The 18076-nt window shown below is 44.3% G+C and carries 11 protein-coding genes and 1 pseudogene; 8 read left to right on the top strand and 4 right to left on the bottom strand.

The genetic code is table 11. The features are described 5' to 3' along the window. Positions 1–145: 145 nt before the first annotated feature. Entirely contained in the window at positions 146–2977 is a 2832-nt protein-coding gene (locus D8S85_RS07790) for a PD-(D/E)XK nuclease family protein (RefSeq protein ID WP_127074956.1), read from the bottom strand. Between the two features lie 64 nt (positions 2978–3041). Here D8S85_RS07790 and D8S85_RS07785 point away from each other — a divergent pair, with 64 nt between their 5' ends. Beyond that, a complete protein-coding gene (locus tag D8S85_RS07785) occupies positions 3042–3608 on the top strand; it encodes a nitroreductase family protein (protein WP_106480211.1) in 567 nt (188 codons plus the stop codon). Between the two features lie 37 nt (positions 3609–3645). Further along, positions 3646–4221: a fumarylacetoacetate hydrolase family protein gene (locus tag D8S85_RS07780; RefSeq protein ID WP_106480210.1), complete on the top strand. Its 576-nt coding sequence runs from the start codon at positions 3646–3648 to the stop codon at positions 4219–4221. 167 nt (positions 4222–4388) lie between these two features. Here D8S85_RS07780 and D8S85_RS07775 read toward each other — a convergent pair whose 3' ends face one another. From D8S85_RS07775 to D8S85_RS07765, 3 genes are all read right to left on the bottom strand, one after another. Next, positions 4389–6065, bottom strand: coding sequence for an AMP-binding protein (locus tag D8S85_RS07775; RefSeq protein WP_106480209.1), 1677 nt, complete (start codon positions 6063–6065; stop codon positions 4389–4391). Positions 6066–6344: 279 nt separating this feature from the next. Continuing rightward, a complete protein-coding gene (locus D8S85_RS07770) occupies positions 6345–7808 on the bottom strand; it encodes an aminoacyl-histidine dipeptidase (RefSeq protein ID WP_106480208.1) in 1464 nt (487 codons plus the stop codon). Between the two features lie 241 nt (positions 7809–8049). Further along, entirely contained in the window at positions 8050–10260 is a 2211-nt protein-coding gene (locus tag D8S85_RS07765) for a S9 family peptidase (RefSeq protein WP_228423153.1), read from the bottom strand. A 108-nt stretch (positions 10261–10368) separates the two neighbouring features. Between D8S85_RS07765 and tgt the strand changes: the two genes are divergently transcribed. The 6 genes and pseudogenes from tgt (at position 10369) to D8S85_RS07730 (ending at position 18045) form a co-directional block, all read left to right on the top strand. Beyond that, positions 10369–11499 (top strand): tRNA guanosine(34) transglycosylase Tgt, encoded by a 1131-nt coding sequence (tgt, locus tag D8S85_RS07760; RefSeq protein WP_106480206.1) that lies wholly within the window; start codon positions 10369–10371, stop codon positions 11497–11499. 23 nt (positions 11500–11522) lie between these two features. Next, positions 11523–12602, top strand: a complete 1080-nt coding sequence (locus tag D8S85_RS07755) for an LptF/LptG family permease (protein ID WP_106480205.1) — start codon at positions 11523–11525, stop codon at positions 12600–12602. A gap of 141 nt (positions 12603–12743) precedes the next feature. Next, positions 12744–14131, top strand: a pseudogene (locus tag D8S85_RS22335) (pseudouridine synthase). A 94-nt stretch (positions 14132–14225) separates the two neighbouring features. Beyond that, the gene (locus D8S85_RS07740; protein ID WP_240648908.1) at positions 14226–16214 is read left to right on the top strand and encodes a polysaccharide biosynthesis protein; all 1989 of its coding nucleotides are present in this window, start codon (positions 14226–14228) and stop codon (positions 16212–16214) included. Continuing rightward, entirely contained in the window at positions 16214–16594 is a 381-nt protein-coding gene (locus tag D8S85_RS07735; RefSeq protein ID WP_106480203.1) for a UpxY family transcription antiterminator, read from the top strand. The genes D8S85_RS07740 and D8S85_RS07735 overlap by 1 nt, the downstream gene beginning before the upstream one ends. A gap of 101 nt (positions 16595–16695) precedes the next feature. Next, positions 16696–18045 carry an ATP-binding protein gene (locus tag D8S85_RS07730; RefSeq protein WP_106480202.1) on the top strand — a complete coding sequence of 450 codons (1350 nt, stop codon included), beginning with the start codon at positions 16696–16698 and terminating at the stop codon, positions 18043–18045. Positions 18046–18076 lie beyond the last annotated feature (31 nt).

Raw genomic sequence — 18076 nt, 5'->3', positions numbered from 1 at the left:
GCGGGTATGTGGCAATTAGAACGGTGTGCCCCACGGGTCAAATTCGATTCATTAAACGGCTTTAAAACGGAGGGGAATGGAACGGGAAACGTCCGTGGCCGCTTGTTTCCCGCTTAACTCCGGCCGAAATGATTCCAATTTTCCATTATTTTCGTTTACAGATTGCGTTATACGAGCAACTGCGGCACTTTTCCGATAGTTCCGTTTGAGTGAACGGTACTTCGGGGGAAAAGAGTTTTTCCAGTAATTGCACGAGTAAGTCCTGAAATTCAGGCTCGTATGGTTTGAAGCGATGAATCGGCTCCTTGTTACATTTCAGCAGATAACTGTAATTCGGGGTGAAAAGTAATTTTGTGCTGTATATTCCCGGAAGGATCGGGTCGGTGCCGGGATTTTCATATTCGTACATCATGCAATAGAGCAAGGTTTGGAAAGCCGCTTTGTTTCGTTGTTTGTTATTTGAGTCAAAGATGGACGGCAGGTCCTTCAGGTCGGTTTTGTCGGTTCCGGTTTTGTAGTCAATGACACGAGTTCCTTGGGCCACCCGATCCACCCGGTCGATATCTCCCTCCACGTAAACCGCGATAGGATGGTTAAAAGCGGAAATCGTGACGGGCATACGGTATGTTTTTTCCATGGAAATCACGCGGAAAGGGCATAACGTTTTATCAAATTCGAAAACCTTCTTCACGTATTTTTTCACGACAGACAACACGAGATCGTTGGCCCCGCTCTCCAGCATTTTGGATACGGTAGTATCGTACAGTTTCTCGTAGGCTGCCTGGATATGTTGTTCGATCAGCGAGTCGTTTTTCATCAAGGCGTCGAGACCTTCTGACGTGATCTCCCCGTTGGGAAAAGTTTGGTAGAGGGATTGCGTGCTTTGATGGAAAATGGTTCCCAACAGGCGGTGGTCCAACTCTTCGGCCATCTCTTCTTTCTCCTTGATCCGGGCGATGTATTTGAAATAAAATTTCAGATGGCACTCCATGTACGTGTTGAGCGCAGATGGCGATATGCCCCGTTCGTTTTCATCCGTGTAACTTTTCAGTTTTTCTACTATCGACGGATTTTTAGGGATGGAAATGGTCGGGTTGTCCTGAACCGATATTCTATTTTGGAAATGGGTTTCCCGGATGGGAAGTCCCGATTCGTATTTTATCTGGTAAAGGAAACGACTCATCTCGCCGCTACTCATGCCTTTCGTGACATCCGTGTACAATAGTTTGATGTTTTCAGACCGTTGTAGCAGGCGGTAAAAGTAGTAGGCGAAGAGGGCATCCATGTGTTCCGGGGTGGGTAGTCTGAATCCCAACCGCAAGTTGTAGGGGATGAATGACGAGGCGTGTCCGCCTTTCGGTAGGATTCCCTCATTGGCCGACAGGATAATCAGGTTTTTGAAATCCAGCATACGGGTTTCCATCAATCCCATGATCTGCATGCCTTCCAGCGGTTCTCCCGAAAAAGGGATGGATACACCTTGTAATATTTTGTGAATAATCTGGAGATAGAATTTGTTGTCCGGGAGGATGTTCTCTTCGATAAACGTGTTTTTAATGCCTTGAATGGTCGTGAAAATCGTGAATAGAAATTCCTTTTCAATGGCCAGACCTTCATGGCCTTCGGGTTGTATGGAGGTGATCAGTTGCTTCAAAATGCGCAACAGGTACTCGAGTAAATTCTCTTCCGACGAGGAGAATATGGCCCGGGTGATTTCGCTGAACTGGAGACTTTTTTCGGCCACGTACACGATGTTGTTCGTGTTGATGTAGTTCGTGATTTTGGGAACGTCTTCCGGGCAGGAGCTTTTTATCAGTTTGTGGTTCAGTAGGGCAATGACCGGTTTGTAATAATAATGGGTCATTTCTCCCTCTTTTTTGGCATAATGTTTTAAATCTCCCAGCATGGCAATCAAGGCGGCAACCGAGGTGTTCTGCGCCGGGTATCCCATCGTGATGTTGATTTTGTCGATTGTGTCGGGAATGGAGTGGATGACCGGGGTGAGTAGGCTTTCGTCGCAAAGGACGATGGCCGTGTCCGTGTATGCATCTTGTCGTTCCGGGTGGATTTGTTCTAGCAGTGTCGGGATCAGTTTTGCCTGCCCGATGGTGGAGGGAACGGAGATGTATTCGATGGCTTTGTCGTTGTACCGGAAGTTGTTGAAATGTTCCAGTCCCAAAGCGTTGGGGAATAGTTTCATGTTCTCCCGGATGTAAAGTCCCGCTTCGTGGTTGTCATTGGCCGAGTAGTACAAGTCGTAATCCCAGTAAAAGAGGGCCTGTCGGTTGTCCCGGAAATAGGAAAATATTCTTTTCTCGCATTGATTCAACGCGTTGAATCCGGCAAATATCAGTTGACGATCCGTGTGATGCCGGGAGAGTTGTTCGCAGAACAGGCGTTGACCCATGCCTTCGTAGCACAGGTTTTCGGCAAGTAATTTTGCCTTGAAACGGGTGTAGGTCGGGTAGAGTTTATCCCACACGTTCAAAAATTCCTGTTGCTCCCGGCTGTATTTTTCCGAGTTGAAGCTTCGCCAGAAACTTTGAATAAATTCCACCTGTTCCGGCGTAAGGTAGGGGAAAGTGGATTCAATTTCCTGCAATGCCGTGATGTTGGAAAAGAGGTCTTTCGCGTCCACGAGATATTTGTCAATATCGTCAAAATCGCCCAGTAACATGTTGCCCCAAAAATAGAAATCGTCGAAGCGTTCGGTCGTCCCGGCGTACTCTTGATAGGTTTTGTAAAGTTTGATGATAAGGGTTAGCTCTTCGGCTTTTTTCAGCCCGGTCTGGCGTTCGATGAATTCGCTCAAGGTCAGTATCTCCGGCATCCACACGGGACGATCAATCAATTGTGCCAGCTCTTGTGCCAGAAATAATCCGGCCCGTTTGTTGGGGAAGAGAATGGTCAGGTTGTCAAAATGATAACCGTATTTCTGAATCAGATCTTTTGCCAGGAGATGGAGAAACGAATTCATATTTTATTACTATTTTTGTTTCGGAACAAATTTACAATTTAATCATTAGATTCTATATAGATTTATGCTGAAAGAACTGTTATTAAAAAATAGGAGCTACCGTCGTTTTGTTCAGGATGTTCGTATCACGCGGGAGGAGTTGACGGAATGGGTCGGGCTGACCCGTTATTGTGCATCGGGAAGAAATGCGCAGGCGTTGAAGTATAAGGTCGTGGCGGATGCAGGTTTGTGTGACAAGGTGTTTCCAAACTTGGCTTGGGCAGGTTATTTGAAGGATTGGGACGGTCCGGAAGAGGGAGAACGCCCGGCAGCTTATCTGATCCAATTGTTGGATACTTCTATCGTGGAGAACTGTTTGTGTGATGACGGGATTCAGGCGCAAACGATATTGTTGGGAGCCGTGGAGAAGGGGTATGGCGGTTGTATTATCAAGGCTTTCAAGAACGAGTCTTTGCGGGAGGTGTTGCAATTACCGGAGCATTTGAAGATTATGTATGTTATCGCTTTGGGCAAACCGAAGGAAACGGTGGTGCTGGAAGAGATGAGGGACGGGGATTACAAGTATTGGCGGGAGGCGGACGGATCGCATCATGTGCCGAAGCGGGCTTTAGATGAGTTGGTGATTTTGTGATAATTGGAGGTTTGATTCTAAATTCTGGATTTTAGAAATGAAATTACTTTGTGCGGAGTATAATGAGGCGGGAGAGGTGGCTTATAATGTTATCGGTGACAATGCCCTTTTGCGAAATAATGATGATTTCTATATTCCGGCTTTTGCCACGGAGTTGAGTTGTGTACCACAGGTTGTATTACGGATCGGGAAGATCGGGAAGCACGTGGCCGAGCGTTTTGCCGGACGGTATTATGAAGAGGTGGGGGTAGGCATCCGTTTTTACGCGGACAATTTGGAACGGGAATTGCTGGCAGCTTCTTTATCTCCCGCGGCCGCGATGGCTTTTGATTCTTCGGCAGCCCTTTCACCGATGAAGTCGTTGACGGGTGTTTCGCCGGAAAATATGATTTTTTCGTTTGAATTGAACGGGAAGAATGTTTTCACGCGTGAAGTGGGTGAATTGGCGCGGAGACCGGAGGAGACGCTTGCTGCGATGTCTGAGTATTATATGTTGAAGATCGGAGATTTCCTGTTTTGCGGGGGAACTTTCCGGCAGAGAGATTTGTCTATCGGGGATCACCTTCGGGTTCTCTTGGATGGGGAGTGTTTACTGGACTTTCAGATAAAGTAATAAAGGGACTGTCTAACAAGTCTTATTCCTATCAACAAGCTACCCTCTCCAACTTCCCCTTATACAGGGGAGGGTTGATTACCAAGCGGTTTCCCCTCCTGTGCAAGGAGGGGTTAGGGGTGGTAGTCATTAAAAGTCTGACTTGTTGACACTCCCGATTTTTTATTTTATTTGCAGTACAAGAAACGTTTGATCTTGTGAGTGGGGGTCTTTTCAAAAGGTTCGTGTTGTACGAGTACAAGTTGTAGTTTTGAGAAGTTATTCACCCGGGCGTTCACGTAATCCCGTAGTTCTTGTTTTTGTTCTTCGATGTAATCGTTGATTTTTTCCTTGTAGTTTCCGGCTTGGTCTTTCAGTCTTTGGTATTGTTTTTCAAGTTCTTCCATGTTGAAATGAACCATGGCAACCAGTTTTCCGCTATTTTCCACTACCAAGGATTCGTTCACAAAGCGGAAGTTATTAATGATGGATTCAATCTCTTCCGGGTAGATGTTTTCTCCGGATGCACCGAGGATCATGGTTTTGATTCTTCCGCGGATGGCTAACCTGTTCTTCTTGTCGAAAGAACCCAAGTCGCCGGTTTTGAACCAACCGTCTTCCGTGAAGGTTTCCGCGGTGAGTTCCGGACGTTTGTAGTATCCTTTCATCACGTTGGGACCTTTGATCCAGATTTCTCCTTGTCCGCTATTGTCGGGATCATTGATTTTAATTTGCACACCTTCCATGACAGGGCCTACTCCTTGAAGGAATGTCTGTGACGGGTTGGAACCCGCGGCCATGGGAGCTGTTTCCGTGAGTCCGTAACCGATGGCATAAGGGAATTTGGCTTCCCGCAGGAATTGTTCTACGGTACCATCCAGTTTGGATCCACCGATCCCGAAGAATTTTAATTCACCACCGAAGGTTTCCATCAGTTTCTTGCCGGCCAATCGGTTGAATAGTTTACGGGCCGGGGCGAATTGATAGAGTTTACTCATCCATTTCGAACCGGTGAATTTAGGTAACACTTGCGATTTGTAGATTTTCTCGATGATCAAAGGCACGGATAAAACTACTGTAGGACGGATTTTCTGCATGGCCGGAACAAGTAGTTTCGGCGTCGGCACCCGATCCAGGTAATATACCTGTGCTCCGTACATCAAGGGTAACAATAGTCCCAGCGTATTTTCGTAAGTATGTGCCATCGGTAGAATACTCAGGAAACGGTAGGTTTCGTCCACGGGCTGGATGGTGTGGCACTGGCGTGCATCCCATACCAGATTTTTGTGTGTTAAGACCACTCCTTTTGAGAATCCTGTGGTACCGGAAGTATAAATGATTGATGCAATGTCCTCTTCTTCAATCGAAACTTCGGGGAGAGGGGTTGTGTTGTTCAAACTAATATCCGGGACCAATTTATCCAATTCTTCCGGTTGGTAGCATCCTTCTGGGATCGTTGAGAAGTTGTTGATCAAGATTTTATGCTTAAGGAACGGTGTTTTTACTCCTTCCAGACATTTTGCCAGTAAGCGAGAAACGAAGATCACTTTAACCTCTGCATGTTCCAGTATATTTTGGAGTTCTGTAGAACAGAATCCCGGTAGGACAGGTACGGCAATAGCTCCAATGTTTGCGATGGCAAATTGGGTGATTCCCCAGTTTGGCATGTTGGCACTTAAGATGGCTACTTTGTCTCCTTTCTTTACCCCTAGATGCAGTAAATGGTTGGCAATAGACACAACTTCGTTATATAAATCTTGGTAAGTTTTTTTTCCGCTTGCGACAAAATTTAAAGATAAATTTTTTGAAAACTTGGAACAGCTATTTTTCAAGAGTTCCGGTAACGTCAATTTCTTTAAAGTCATGTTTTAATAATATGAATTTTCCCTACAAAGATAATACAGAAAACGATACGATGTGGTTAAAATATTAAAAAATAGAGTAAATGGCTGGAAAGTGAAGGGGAAATTGAAACTATCGCGGGGGTTTTACGTACCGGCAACGCTTGATTTGTCGGGGGATTTCGGCTTTTTTATTTTTTTTCTGAACTACCTCCCCGAACTCCCCCTCCCCTTACACAGGAGGGGGAACCGTTGGGTAATTGCCCCTCTCCTGTGTAAGGAGGAGTTGGAGGGGGTAGTTTGTTATTTTGTAGGAATTGCAGCTAAAGTAGCTTTCAAGAATTCCCAGAATTTATTTACGGATTCGATGTTCACTTTCTCGTCCGGAGAGTGAGGAGAACTGATGGTCGGTCCGAAGGATATCATGTCCCAATGGGGGTAAGCAGATCCCAGGATACCGCATTCCAATCCGGCATGGATGGCCATGATGGCCGGTTTTTTGCCGTACAGTTTCATGTAAACTTCTTCCATTTCTTTGCGGATGGCTGAGTCCGGGTTCGGTTTCCAGCCCGGGTATTCTCCGGTGAAGTTGATTTTGTTGGCTTCAGCTAGTTCAAAAACGGATTGTACGACTTGTGCCAAAGACATTTTAGCTGTTTCAACGGAAGAACGCATTAACATGTATATTTCGATCTTTCCGTCACCACCTTTCACGATGGCCAGGTTGTTGGAGGTTTCAACCGTGTCAGGCATGGAATCGATCATTCTCATGGCACCGTTCGGGCAAGCTTTGATGGCGTTGATCAGGTTATATTGTACTTTTACCGGCATCACGTTTTGCGGCAGGGCGGTTTCTTCGGCAAAGAGAGTAAGGGTGGGTTCTTTAGCACTTAATTCTGCTTTGAAGATTTCCTCGTATTCTTTTACTTTAGCCAAGAATTTGTCTGCATTGGCAGCCGGAACCGTCACGATGCCGAAAGCTTCACGCGGGATGGCATTTCTCATGTTTCCACCGGATACGGAAGAAAGGCGAAGATCCAGCTCTTTGCTGACGGCTTTCAAGAAACGGAAATATAATTTGTTGGCATTTCCTCTACCCAAGTTGATGTCCATTCCGGAGTGACCACCCTTTAAGCCTTTCAGTGATAATTGGAATGCTTTGTGTCCCGCGGGAACTGCTTCGGGAGTATAGTCGAATACGATCTCTCCGTCGATACCGCCGGCACAACCGACATACAATTCACCTTCTGTTTCAGAGTCAAGATTCAACAAGATGTCTCCTTTTAACCAGTTGTGGCGGATACCGTTTGCTCCGTCCATTCCGGTTTCTTCGGTAGCCGTGATCAACACTTCAACCGGACCGTGAGGAATGTCCTTTGATAATAAGATAGCCATTCCGGTGGCAACGCCGATACCGTTGTCTGCTCCGAGGGTGGTGCCGTCTGCGGTTACCCATTCCCCGTCGACATAGGCAGAAATCGGGTCTTTGGTGAAATCATGTTGTTTGTCTTCATTTTTTTGAGGCACCATGTCCAAGTGACCTTGCAGGATGACTCCTTTGCGGTTTTCCATGCCCGGGGTTGCCGGTTTGCTCAATAATATATTGTGAGCCTCGTCCATTTCAGCATGGATTCCGTTTTCTTTTGCCCAATTCATAACAAATTCTCTGGCTTTTTCTTCATGGTTTGACGGACGCGGAACTTGAGTTAGTTTATAAAAGTTTTCCCAAATAGCCTTGGGCTCTAACGTGCAGATACATTTATTCATAACGTTTTTGTTTTAAAATTTATGATTTAAGATTTCAGCTGGATTATCACGGGGATAATTGCACCGAGATCATGTTTATTTCTATCGTTTGCAAGATATAAAAAAAACAGATAAGTTGTGATTCAATCACAACTTATCTGTTTTTTTTGTTTCAAGTTGGCAGGTTACAAGTTACAGGTTCTTGATTTACAAATATTGGTGCGAAACCTGTAGCCTGTAACCTGAATTAACTTTTGAATTTTTATTTCAAGTGCTGATTCAAATAGTTCACAAATTTAGTGTACAGTTGTAATCGCGTGTAACCGCCATATATGCTATGGTTCCGGTTGGTGTAAATTTGCATGTCGAATTGTTTGTTCGCTTGTACGAGAGCCTCGGATAGTTCGTAGGTGTTTTGCACGTGTACGTTATCATCCGCGGTTCCGTGGCATAACAGTAAATTCCCTTTTAAGTGTTTTACCCAGTTAATCGGGGAGTTGTCGTTGTAGCCGGAAGGATTGTCCTGCGGACGTCTCATGAAGCGTTCCGTGTAGATGGAGTCGTAGAAGCCCCAGTGAGTAACGGGAGCGACCGCGATAGCCGTGGAGAACACGTCATTCCCTTTCATCAGGCAGAGTGATGACATGAATCCGCCAAAACTCCATCCCCAGATGCCTACTTTTTTAGCGTCGATGTAAGATTGTCCGGCAAGCCATTTGGCCGCGGCGATCATGTCGTCACTCTCGATTTTACCGAGTTGCATGTAGGTGCATTTCCGGAATTCTTCTCCTCTGGCAGCCGTTCCGCGGGGGTCGATACAAGCCACGATGTAACCTTCTTGTGCGAGGTATTGTGTCCAGTCCATACCCCAGCTATTGCTTACTTGCTGAGAGTTCGGACCACTGTATTGGACGATTAGTAGCGGGTAAGATTTTGACGCGTCAAAGTTCACCGGTTTCATGAGCCACGCGTTCAACAGGGTGGTTCCGTCAGCTGCCGGGATCTGGATGAATTCTTTTTTGGCAACAGCGTAATCTTCCAGTTTTGCTTTCAACGCGGCATTGTCTTCCAGCGTGCGGACGGCTTTCCCGTTTGCCGCGTACAGGGTGTACACGTGTGGCATATCCGCGTTGGATACTATATTAATATAGTATTTGAATGATTTGCTGAATTCTGCTTCATTCCATCCTTTGGTCGGGGTGAGTTTTTTCTTTTTGCCCTTCAGGTCGATGGAGTAGATGTATTTTTCCAGGGGTGATTCTTCGTGAGAGGCATAGTAGTAAAGTTTTTTTACCGGATCGTACCCGTAGAAGTCGACCACGTCGTATTTCCCGGACGTGATCGGCTGGATTTCTTTCCCGCTCATGGCATACAGGTAGAGGTGGGAATAACCACTTTTTTCGCTGCTCATGATGAAGTGTTGCCCGTCTTCCATGAAGATCAAGTTGTCCAAGTTGCTTTCCGCGATATAATATTTGTTTTCTTCCCGGTAAAGTACGGTTGTACTTCCCACGCGGGCATTGGCCAATAGGATTTCCAGGTGATTTTGGAAACGGTTCAGTTTCATGATGGCTAATCTCTTCGGGTCTTTTGTCCATTTGATGCGGGGGATGTAAATATCGGTTTCTTCACCAATGTTCATAGGGGTAGTCATGCGATCTTTAATGTCATAAACGTGAACGCTCACGATGGAATTGGTTTCCCCGGCTTTCGGGTATTTATAAGAGTAGTTTGAAGGATAAAGAGCGTTTTGTTCGTATGCCGGATATTGCCCTTTGAACATATTCATGTGGTAAGTTTTCACGGCCGATTCATCGAATTTAATGAACGCGATAGCTGACCCGTCGGGGGCCCACTCGAATGCTTTGTTGAATCCGAATTCTTCTTCATATACCCAGTCAGGGGCTCCGTTGATGATTTCGTTAAATTTCCCGTCAAAGGTGATCTGTATCTCGGAGCCGAAGCGTAGGTCAGCGATAAAGATATTGTTGTCTCTCACGAATGCGACTTTCGTTCCGTTGGGAGAGAAGGTTGCCAGACGTTGAGAACCACCTTCCGATAGAGGTTTCAATTCTTTGTTTTTTAAATCAAACACGAAATAATCTGCCGTGAATGAGCGACGATAGATGGGATTTATATTCGTGCAGATCAAAATCCGGTCTTCTTCCGGGCTGAATTCATAATTTTGGATGACCTGGACCGCTTTGTACTTGGGATCGTTTAAGTCTAGTAGCGTGCTGACGGCTTTCCCGGTCTTGTAGCTGTACATGACCAATTTTTTACCATTGTTTTCCAACACGGTATAGTGTTCCCCGTCATTTAACGAGCGGAGGCCTGAAACACCATGTGTCCTGAACGTGTAGGTCAAGTTAAAATCTTCCAGAGTGAATTTTTTGCTCTTGTTTTGAGCGTTTACGGGTAGAGCAAACCCCACGATAAACATACATACAATTAACTTGTAAAACATCCTCATGACAATTATTTTTTGTTTTTTTAATTTGGACCAAAGATATAAATAATTTTAGATTTATGATTTTAGATTTAATTATTCCTATCTTTGTACGCTCAAAATCATGATTAGATGAAATATACCCTTTTAGCGAAAGACAAGAATAGTGATGCACGGTGTGGTGTGTTAACCACGGATCATGGGAATATTGAAACTCCGATCTTTATGCCGGTGGGTACGGTGGGAACCGTGAAAGCCGTACACGCGAGAGAGTTGAAGGAAGATATTAAGGCCCAGATTATTTTGGGTAACACGTATCATTTGTATTTGCGACCGGGTACGGAGGTGTTGGAAGAAGCAGGAGGGTTACATAAATTTAATTCATGGGATCGTCCGATCCTCACGGATAGTGGTGGTTTTCAGGTTTTTTCTTTGGGTGATTGCCGGAAGATTACGGAAGAGGGCGTCGTGTTTCGCTCTCATATAGACGGTTCTAAGCATCTGTTCACGCCGGAGAATGTGATGGATATTCAGCGTAAGATAGGGGCTGACATTATCATGGCGTTTGATGAGTGTCCTCCGGGACAGAGTGAGTACGGTTACGCGAAGAATTCTTTGGAGTTGACGCAGCGTTGGTTGGAACGATGCGTGAAACGATTGGATGCCACGGAGCCATTGTACGGTTATCACCAGTCATTGTTCCCGATCGTGCAAGGATGTACTTTCCGAGATTTACGTGAAAAGGCGGCGGAACACGCTGTCGCTCTTGACCGGGAGGGATACGCTATCGGGGGATTGGCCGTTGGGGAGGAGGCCGATGTGATGTATGAAATGATTCAAGTGGTGAACCGGATTTTACCGCAGGATAAGCCCCGTTACCTGATGGGGGTCGGGACCCCGGAAAATATTTTGGAAGCTATTTCTTTGGGCGTGGATATGTTCGATTGCGTGATGCCAACCCGAAACGGGAGAAATGGTATGTTGTTTACCACGGAGGGCGTGATTAATATAAAGAACAAGAAATGGGAAAAGGATTTCAGTCGTATTGACCCGGCCGTCTTGAGTTTTGTTGACAGCGATTATTCGAAAGCGTATTTACGTCATTTAATCAAGGCGGATGAAATTTTAGGGCTACAAATTTGCTCGATCCATAATTTGTCGTTTTATTTGTGGTTAGTACGTGAAGCTCGCAAACACATATTAGAAGGAGATTTCGTGACATGGAAAGAGAGCACGATAAAAAAAGTTACACGAAGATTATAGTGCTGAGAAGCAACTAACATAAAATGAAAAAATTAGATTTATATATTATCCGGAAGTTCCTAGGTACCTTTTTCTTTTCGATGGTACTGATCTTGAGTATTGTCGTGGTTTTTGACCTTTCGGAAAGACTGGAAAAATTTATTGAAAACGAGGCACCCGTGAAGGAAATCATATTTGATTATTATCTGAATTTCGTGCCTTATTTCGCGAACGTGTTTTCCTCGTTGTTCACCTTTATTTCGGTTATTTTCTTTACTTCTAAGATGGCTTATAATAGCGAGATTATTGCTATTTTAAGTACGGGTATCAGTTTCCGGAGGATGGTTCGCCCTTACATGATTTCGGCCGGAGTGATTGCTTGTCTGTCGCTCCTTTTAAGTGCTTTTATTATTCCGAATGCCAACAAGAAGCGTATCGCGTTCTCGGAGCAATATATCTGGAAAAAGTATAGTAACAAGGAAGAGAATATTCACCGGCAGATTGCACCCGGTGTCTTTATTTATATGTCGAGTTTTAATGTCTATTCCAGCCGGGGGAATGATTTCACTTACGAGGTATTTCGGGAAGACACGTTGGTTAGCAAGTTGACGGCAAAATCGATTTCATGGAATAAAGAGCTTGAGAAATGGCGGATCAATAACTGGACGTTGCGGGAATTTGACGGGATCAAGGAGACTTACACTACCGGGCAAACGATTGATACGGTATTGAGTTTCAGTGCGGCTGAATTTTCAGAGGATCCCAAGAAGATCAAGGAACGATTGACATTGCCGGAGTTGGATGAATACATTGCCCGGCAAAAATTGCGGGGAAGCAGTAACGTGGTCGAGTTTCAGATCGAGAAGTACAAGATGTTTTCGGGGGCTTTCGCGACATTTATATTAACGTTAATCGGGGTATGTATTGCTTCTCGTAAAATTCGGGGAGGGATGGGATTCCATTTGGGATTGGGGTTGTTAATTAGCTTTTCGTACATATTATTTATGCAATTTTCCACGGTTTTCGCAACCAATGGAGGTATGAGTCCGTTATTAGCGGTATGGATACCGAATATGTTGTTCGCTGTGGTGGCCTTATTTGTATACCGGGCGGCACCGAAGTAATAGAAAGTTGAAAAATGTAGAATTGAAAATGGATAATTAAGAAGGTATGAAAATGAGTGCATATCTTCAAGCAATAGAGTAGGCCGTGATGGCTGTAAGCAAGAATCATAAATTTAAAATTAAAAATTTATACGTAAGTATATGAATAGGGAGACTAAAAGACCTAGAATTACAAGACCGATCGAGCATCGTGATGAGAATCGTCGGGGTAGAACATCGCGTTTCGAAAACCGTGAAGGTGGAGAAAGCGAAACAAGAAGACCTAATCGTTTTAACACGGACAGGCCTAGACGGGAACAAGGATACGGGTATATCCGTGATTTGAACAAAGAACGTGAAAGAGAGCGTAACGGAGGTGCGGGAGATCGGGAGATCGGGAATCGTTATTACCGGGATGCCGATAGAAACCGGGAAAGGGGGATCGGGACAATAATCGTTACGAGAACCGGGATAATAGAAGATCATACGAGAGAGATTCCAGAGATAACAATCGTTTCTCCGACCGGGGTGATCGTCGGGAAAGACGTCCTCAAGATCGGAATGATAATACAGAAAGAAGAGATAATCGTTATCAAAACAGGGATCGCAATGATCGGCGTGATGAAGGACGTCGGGAAAGAGGTGCCCGCGATGAAGGTTTTCGTAGAGAGGGTTATCGGGGAGAACGTCGGGATCGCAGAGAGGAAAATGATCGTCGGGATCGTAATTCTGATCGTCCGGTAAGAAAAGTGATTGCTCGTCGGAAAGATGAAGATAACGCCCCGAAAAGCGTGTACAGCAAGAAAAAACAAATTGAATATCGCAAGAAAAACGAGGGGGAGGAGACGGAATTGCGATTGAACCGTTATATCGCTAAAGGCGGTGTGTGCTCCCGTCGCGATGCTGATGTATTGATCGCTGCCGGTCGGGTGAAAGTAAACGGGGAAGTCGTACAACAGGTTGGGGTAAAAGTGAAACGCACGGATAAAGTGGAGGTGGATGATCAAATGATTACTCCCGAGCGGAAAGTATATTTGGTGTTGAATAAGCCGAAAGATTACGTGACGACGGTGGAAGATCCTTTGGAGCGTAAAACCGTGATGAGTTTGATCGAGGGAGCTTGTAAAGAGCGCGTGTACCCGATCGGGCGACTTGACCGTCAGACCACGGGAGTGTTGCTTTTCACGAATGACGGTGATTTGGCAAAAAAATTGACACACCCGAAGTATAACCAGAAAAAGATATACCACGTGTTCTTGGACAAGGTTGTTCAAACGGGTGACTTGGAGGCTATTCGTAAGGGAATCGAGTTGGAGGATGGTTTTATCCAGGCGGATGACGTGAGAGTGGCTGAAGATGATCGTACGCAGGTAGGGATTGAAATTCACTCCGGTAGAAATCGTATTGTCCGGAGAATTTTTGAGCATTTGGGTTACCAGATCCTTCGCTTGGACCGCGTCTTTTTTGCCGGGATTACAAAGAAAAATTTGCCTAGAGGGCATTGGCGATTCTTGACGGAAGAAGAGGTTAATATTTTGAAGACCTACTAAAAATTTTTTTTTAATATAATTACTATTACCTTTGCGGATGTCCACCTTTTAGGAGGTTTGTTCCGTAAAGGTTTTATTTTTATATTAGAAAATTATGGTTGCACTTATTACAAATGGATTGAATAGGATGAGAACGTTGCGCTCATTCTCGTACACGCCACGTTGGATTGTATTTTTGATCGACGTGGCTCTTGCCATTATGGCAGTAAGCATTGCTTATCTGATTTGGGTCAATTTCCAGATCGACCGGATGAGGTTGGATTTCGTCTTGACCGGAGCCCTTGTTATTGTCGGCGTTCGGGTGATCAGTTTTCTCTTGGGACATACTTATTCCGGAATAGTACGTTTCACGGGAACGGAGGATGCATTGCGCATCTATTACGTGCTGACGGCAGGGGAGATCGTCCTTCTTCTGGCGAGTGGCGTGTTTTTCCTGTTGTATGGTTATCTTTTTATCCCGGTTTCGGTTTTACTTACGGAGTACATTCTTTTGACCAGTTTGATGGTTATGAGTCGGGTGATCGTGAAAAAAGTTTTCGCACAATATATCGGTGCCGAGCGTACCAAAAAGAACGTGATTATATGTGGTAGTGATGAATACGGAATCATGGCCAAGCATGCTATGGATAACGTGGAGGATGCCACGTATAATATTCTTGCATTTGTTGATGTGAATGACCGGAAGGCGGGAAAAATTATCGAGGGGGTCAAGATTTATAAGATGTCGTCTTTACCCGATTTGTTGAAACGTAACCGGGTGGATAAGGTGGTTATTGCTAAAAAGATGATTTCTCCTGATAAAAAGCGGGAAATTGTCGAGATTTGTTTGGCTGCCGATGTGAATGTGCTTGAGGTTCCTCGTTTCGAAAGTTGGATTAACGGGGAGTTGAGTATACGACATATCCGGAATATCAAGATCGAAGATTTGCTGGAGAGGGACGTGATTCACATGGAGGAGACCAATCTCCGAAAACAGTTGTTGAACAAAGTGGTACTAGTGACCGGGGCTGCCGGTTCGATCGGGAGTGAAATCGTGCGGCAGTTGACGCATTTTAATCCATCCCTGATTGTTTTATTTGATCAGGCCGAGTCGCCACTTTATGATATTGAGTTGGAGTTGAAAGAGGAGTGTGGTTTCACGGATTACAAAGTCGAGATCGGGGATGTGCGTGATGTAGACCGGGTGGAAGGACTTTTTAAAACTTATCACCCAAATATCGTGTATCACGCGGCGGCTTACAAGCACGTGCCTATGATGGAAAAACACCCGATTGAAGGCGTGAAAACGAATATTTTCGGAACGAAAAATGTTGCTGATTGTGCTGTAAAATATGATTGCCAGCGTTTTGTGATGATCTCCACCGATAAGGCCGTGAACCCGACAAACGTTATGGGGGCAAGTAAACGTATCGCGGAAATCTACACGCAATCATTGAATCATATTACGAATACTCGTTTTATTACCACTCGTTTTGGTAACGTGTTGGGTTCGAATGGTTCCGTGATTCCTCGTTTCAAGAAACAGATCGAAGCGGGTGGTCCGATAACGGTTACTCACCCGGAGATCACCCGTTTTTTCATGACGATTCCCGAAGCCTGTCAACTTGTTTTGCAGGCCGGGGCCTTGGGGCATGGCGGTGAAATATTTGTGTTTGATATGGGGAAGAGCGTTAAGATTGTCGATCTGGCTCGCAAGATGATTAAACTTTCCGGTTATGAGGTAGGGAAAGATATTCATATTGTTTTTACCGGTTTGAGGCCGGGAGAGAAATTGTACGAAGAGGTGCTTAACGTGAAGGAGAAGACCTTGCCGACCGTGCATGAACGAATAAAGATTGCTAAGGTACGTGAGTATAATTATGGTGAAGTTACAGATGCGATGAAGGCTCTTGATATAGCTTTACAGACAAAAGATAATTTTGCCGTGGTGAAACAAATGAAATGTATCGTTCCTGAGTTTAAATCAAAAAATTCAATCTATGAATCTATCGATTTCCAAATGGAAGAGGAAGGGGTAGAGCATCATATGGAGGAGGTTTTAAATAAAATTCAGGTGACCGAAAACTTAGAAGTCAGAGAGTAATGGAGAAGACGAATTGGTATGCAGTTTTCACTGCTTTTCGGACGGAAAAACGTGTGAAGGAGCGTTTGGAGCAAGCGGGAATCGAAAATTATTTACCTGTACGGGAGGTGGAATTCGAGAGAGACGGGCAGGTGAGGAGATTGGAAATTCCTGTGATTTCAGGGTGTATTTTTGTGCATGTTCCTGAAATGAGTTTACCATCCGTGTTATCAATTTTGGGTGTGATCGCGTTGTTGAGGAAAGAACGGGGGCCGATCGTGATTTCGGACAAGCAGTTGGATAGTTTGCGGATGTTGTGTGAACATGCCGAGACGCTTGAAGTTGTAAATGAGGGATTACCGGGAGAATCTGTTATAGGATTGTTGCTACCGAAAAAGTAGATACTGAATGGTAGAAAAAGATTGAAAAGTGTATTTTTAACACGACTTATTCATTGGAAAAGTGTATATTTGTACTTATGTAAACCAAGGAAAAGTGTATTATGTTATACCGGAAAATCGGAGACTATATTGAAAAATATTTGCAATCAGGTTCTAATAAAGTGCTGATTGTAGATGGTGCACGTCAAATAGGAAAATCCTATATTATTCGCTATGTCGGACAAAAATTGTTTCAGAATTACATAGAGGTTAATATGGAAGCGGACAAACTGGGGGATCGGATTTTTGCGGAAGCCAAGACGGTAAATGACTTTTATCTAGCATTAAGTGTCGTGGCGGGAGATAGGATGAAAGGAAAGGAAAACACGCTTGTCTTTATTGATGAGATTCAAGCTTATGATCACTTGCTCACGTTACTGAAATTTCTGAAAGAGGATAATAGATTTACTTATATTGCTAGCGGTTCCTTGTTGGGGGTGATGTTGAAAACCACCTCTTCAATTCCTTTAGGAAGTATAGAAATCAAGCACATGTATCCGATGGATTTCGAGGAATTTTTGATAGCCAATGGTATCGGAGAGTTTGTTATGCAAACCATGCGAATGCATTTTGAGAAACGGCAATCCTTGCCTGATGCTCTTCACGCTAAAATATTGGATTTATTCAAAAAGTATTTGATCGTGGGAGGATTGCCTGATGCGGTGAATACGTTCGTGGAACAGCGTAACGTGATGGCTATTCGTAAGATCCAAGAAGATATTCATGCCCTATACGCCCTTGATGCTTCAAAATACGAGAAGGAACATGCCAGATTGAAAATACAGCGTATCTATAACCTTATACCGTCAAATCTTGAAAACAGGAAAAAGCGGATAATAGCAAAAAGCATTGAGGATAAGAAAGGTAAACGAATGACGGATTATGAAGATGAATTTGATTACCTTATTTCGGCAGGAGTGGCTTTGGAGGTGAGAGCTATCAGGGTTCCGAGTTATCCGTTGATGGAGAATTGTGGAAAGAATTTACTCAAACTTTACTTGAACGATGTAGGTTTGTTGACAGGTTTGTTTTTTAAAAATAATATTCAAGCCATCCTGCAGGATGTGCGAAGTATCAATTTGGGGTCGGTGTACGAGACTGTGGTGGCGCAAGAGTTGCGTGCTCATGGATTTAATCTCTATTACTACGATAACAAAAATAATGGTGAAGTGGATTACTTGATAGATGATGCCGATCAACTTACCGTTTTGCCGTTGGAAATAAAATCCGGGAAGGATTATGCCATTCACAGTGCGCTTAATAAATTGTTGAAAATAAAGGAATACAATATACACCAAGGCTTTGTATTGTCCAACGAGCAAAAGGTTTATCAAGAAAATGGTATTACCTATCTTCCTATTTATGATATCATGTTTTTTGAACCGGGAACAAAAGTCGTGGGTGGGCTATGATATACCGATAGTTCTTTATTTGGGTTAAGTT

It is taken from the genome of Butyricimonas faecalis (assembly GCF_003991565.1).
Lineage (GTDB): Bacteria > Bacteroidota > Bacteroidia > Bacteroidales > Marinifilaceae > Butyricimonas > Butyricimonas faecalis.
Note: the sequence above shows the minus strand (reverse complement) of the source record. Positions and strands in the feature narration are given on the sequence as shown.

What these genes read in the sequence shown, in the direction of transcription:
- D8S85_RS07785 (WP_106480211.1), top strand. Translation starts at nt 3,042, where the DNA reads ATGCTGAAAGAACTGTTATTAAAAAATAGGAGCTACCGTCGTTTTGTT.
- D8S85_RS07770 (WP_106480208.1), bottom strand. Translation starts at nt 7,808, where the DNA reads ATGAATAAATGTATCTGCACGTTAGAGCCCAAGGCTATTTGGGAAAAC.
- tgt (WP_106480206.1), top strand. Translation starts at nt 10,369, where the DNA reads ATGAAATATACCCTTTTAGCGAAAGACAAGAATAGTGATGCACGGTGT.
- D8S85_RS07740 (WP_240648908.1), top strand. Translation starts at nt 14,226, where the DNA reads ATGGTTGCACTTATTACAAATGGATTGAATAGGATGAGAACGTTGCGC.
- D8S85_RS07730 (WP_106480202.1), top strand. Translation starts at nt 16,696, where the DNA reads ATGTTATACCGGAAAATCGGAGACTATATTGAAAAATATTTGCAATCA.
- D8S85_RS07780 (WP_106480210.1), top strand. Translation starts at nt 3,646, where the DNA reads ATGAAATTACTTTGTGCGGAGTATAATGAGGCGGGAGAGGTGGCTTAT.
- D8S85_RS07765 (WP_228423153.1), bottom strand. Translation starts at nt 10,260, where the DNA reads ATGAGGATGTTTTACAAGTTAATTGTATGTATGTTTATCGTGGGGTTT.
- D8S85_RS07775 (WP_106480209.1), bottom strand. Translation starts at nt 6,065, where the DNA reads ATGACTTTAAAGAAATTGACGTTACCGGAACTCTTGAAAAATAGCTGT.
- D8S85_RS07735 (WP_106480203.1), top strand. Translation starts at nt 16,214, where the DNA reads ATGGAGAAGACGAATTGGTATGCAGTTTTCACTGCTTTTCGGACGGAA.
- D8S85_RS07755 (WP_106480205.1), top strand. Translation starts at nt 11,523, where the DNA reads ATGAAAAAATTAGATTTATATATTATCCGGAAGTTCCTAGGTACCTTT.
- D8S85_RS07790 (WP_127074956.1), bottom strand. Translation starts at nt 2,977, where the DNA reads ATGAATTCGTTTCTCCATCTCCTGGCAAAAGATCTGATTCAGAAATAC.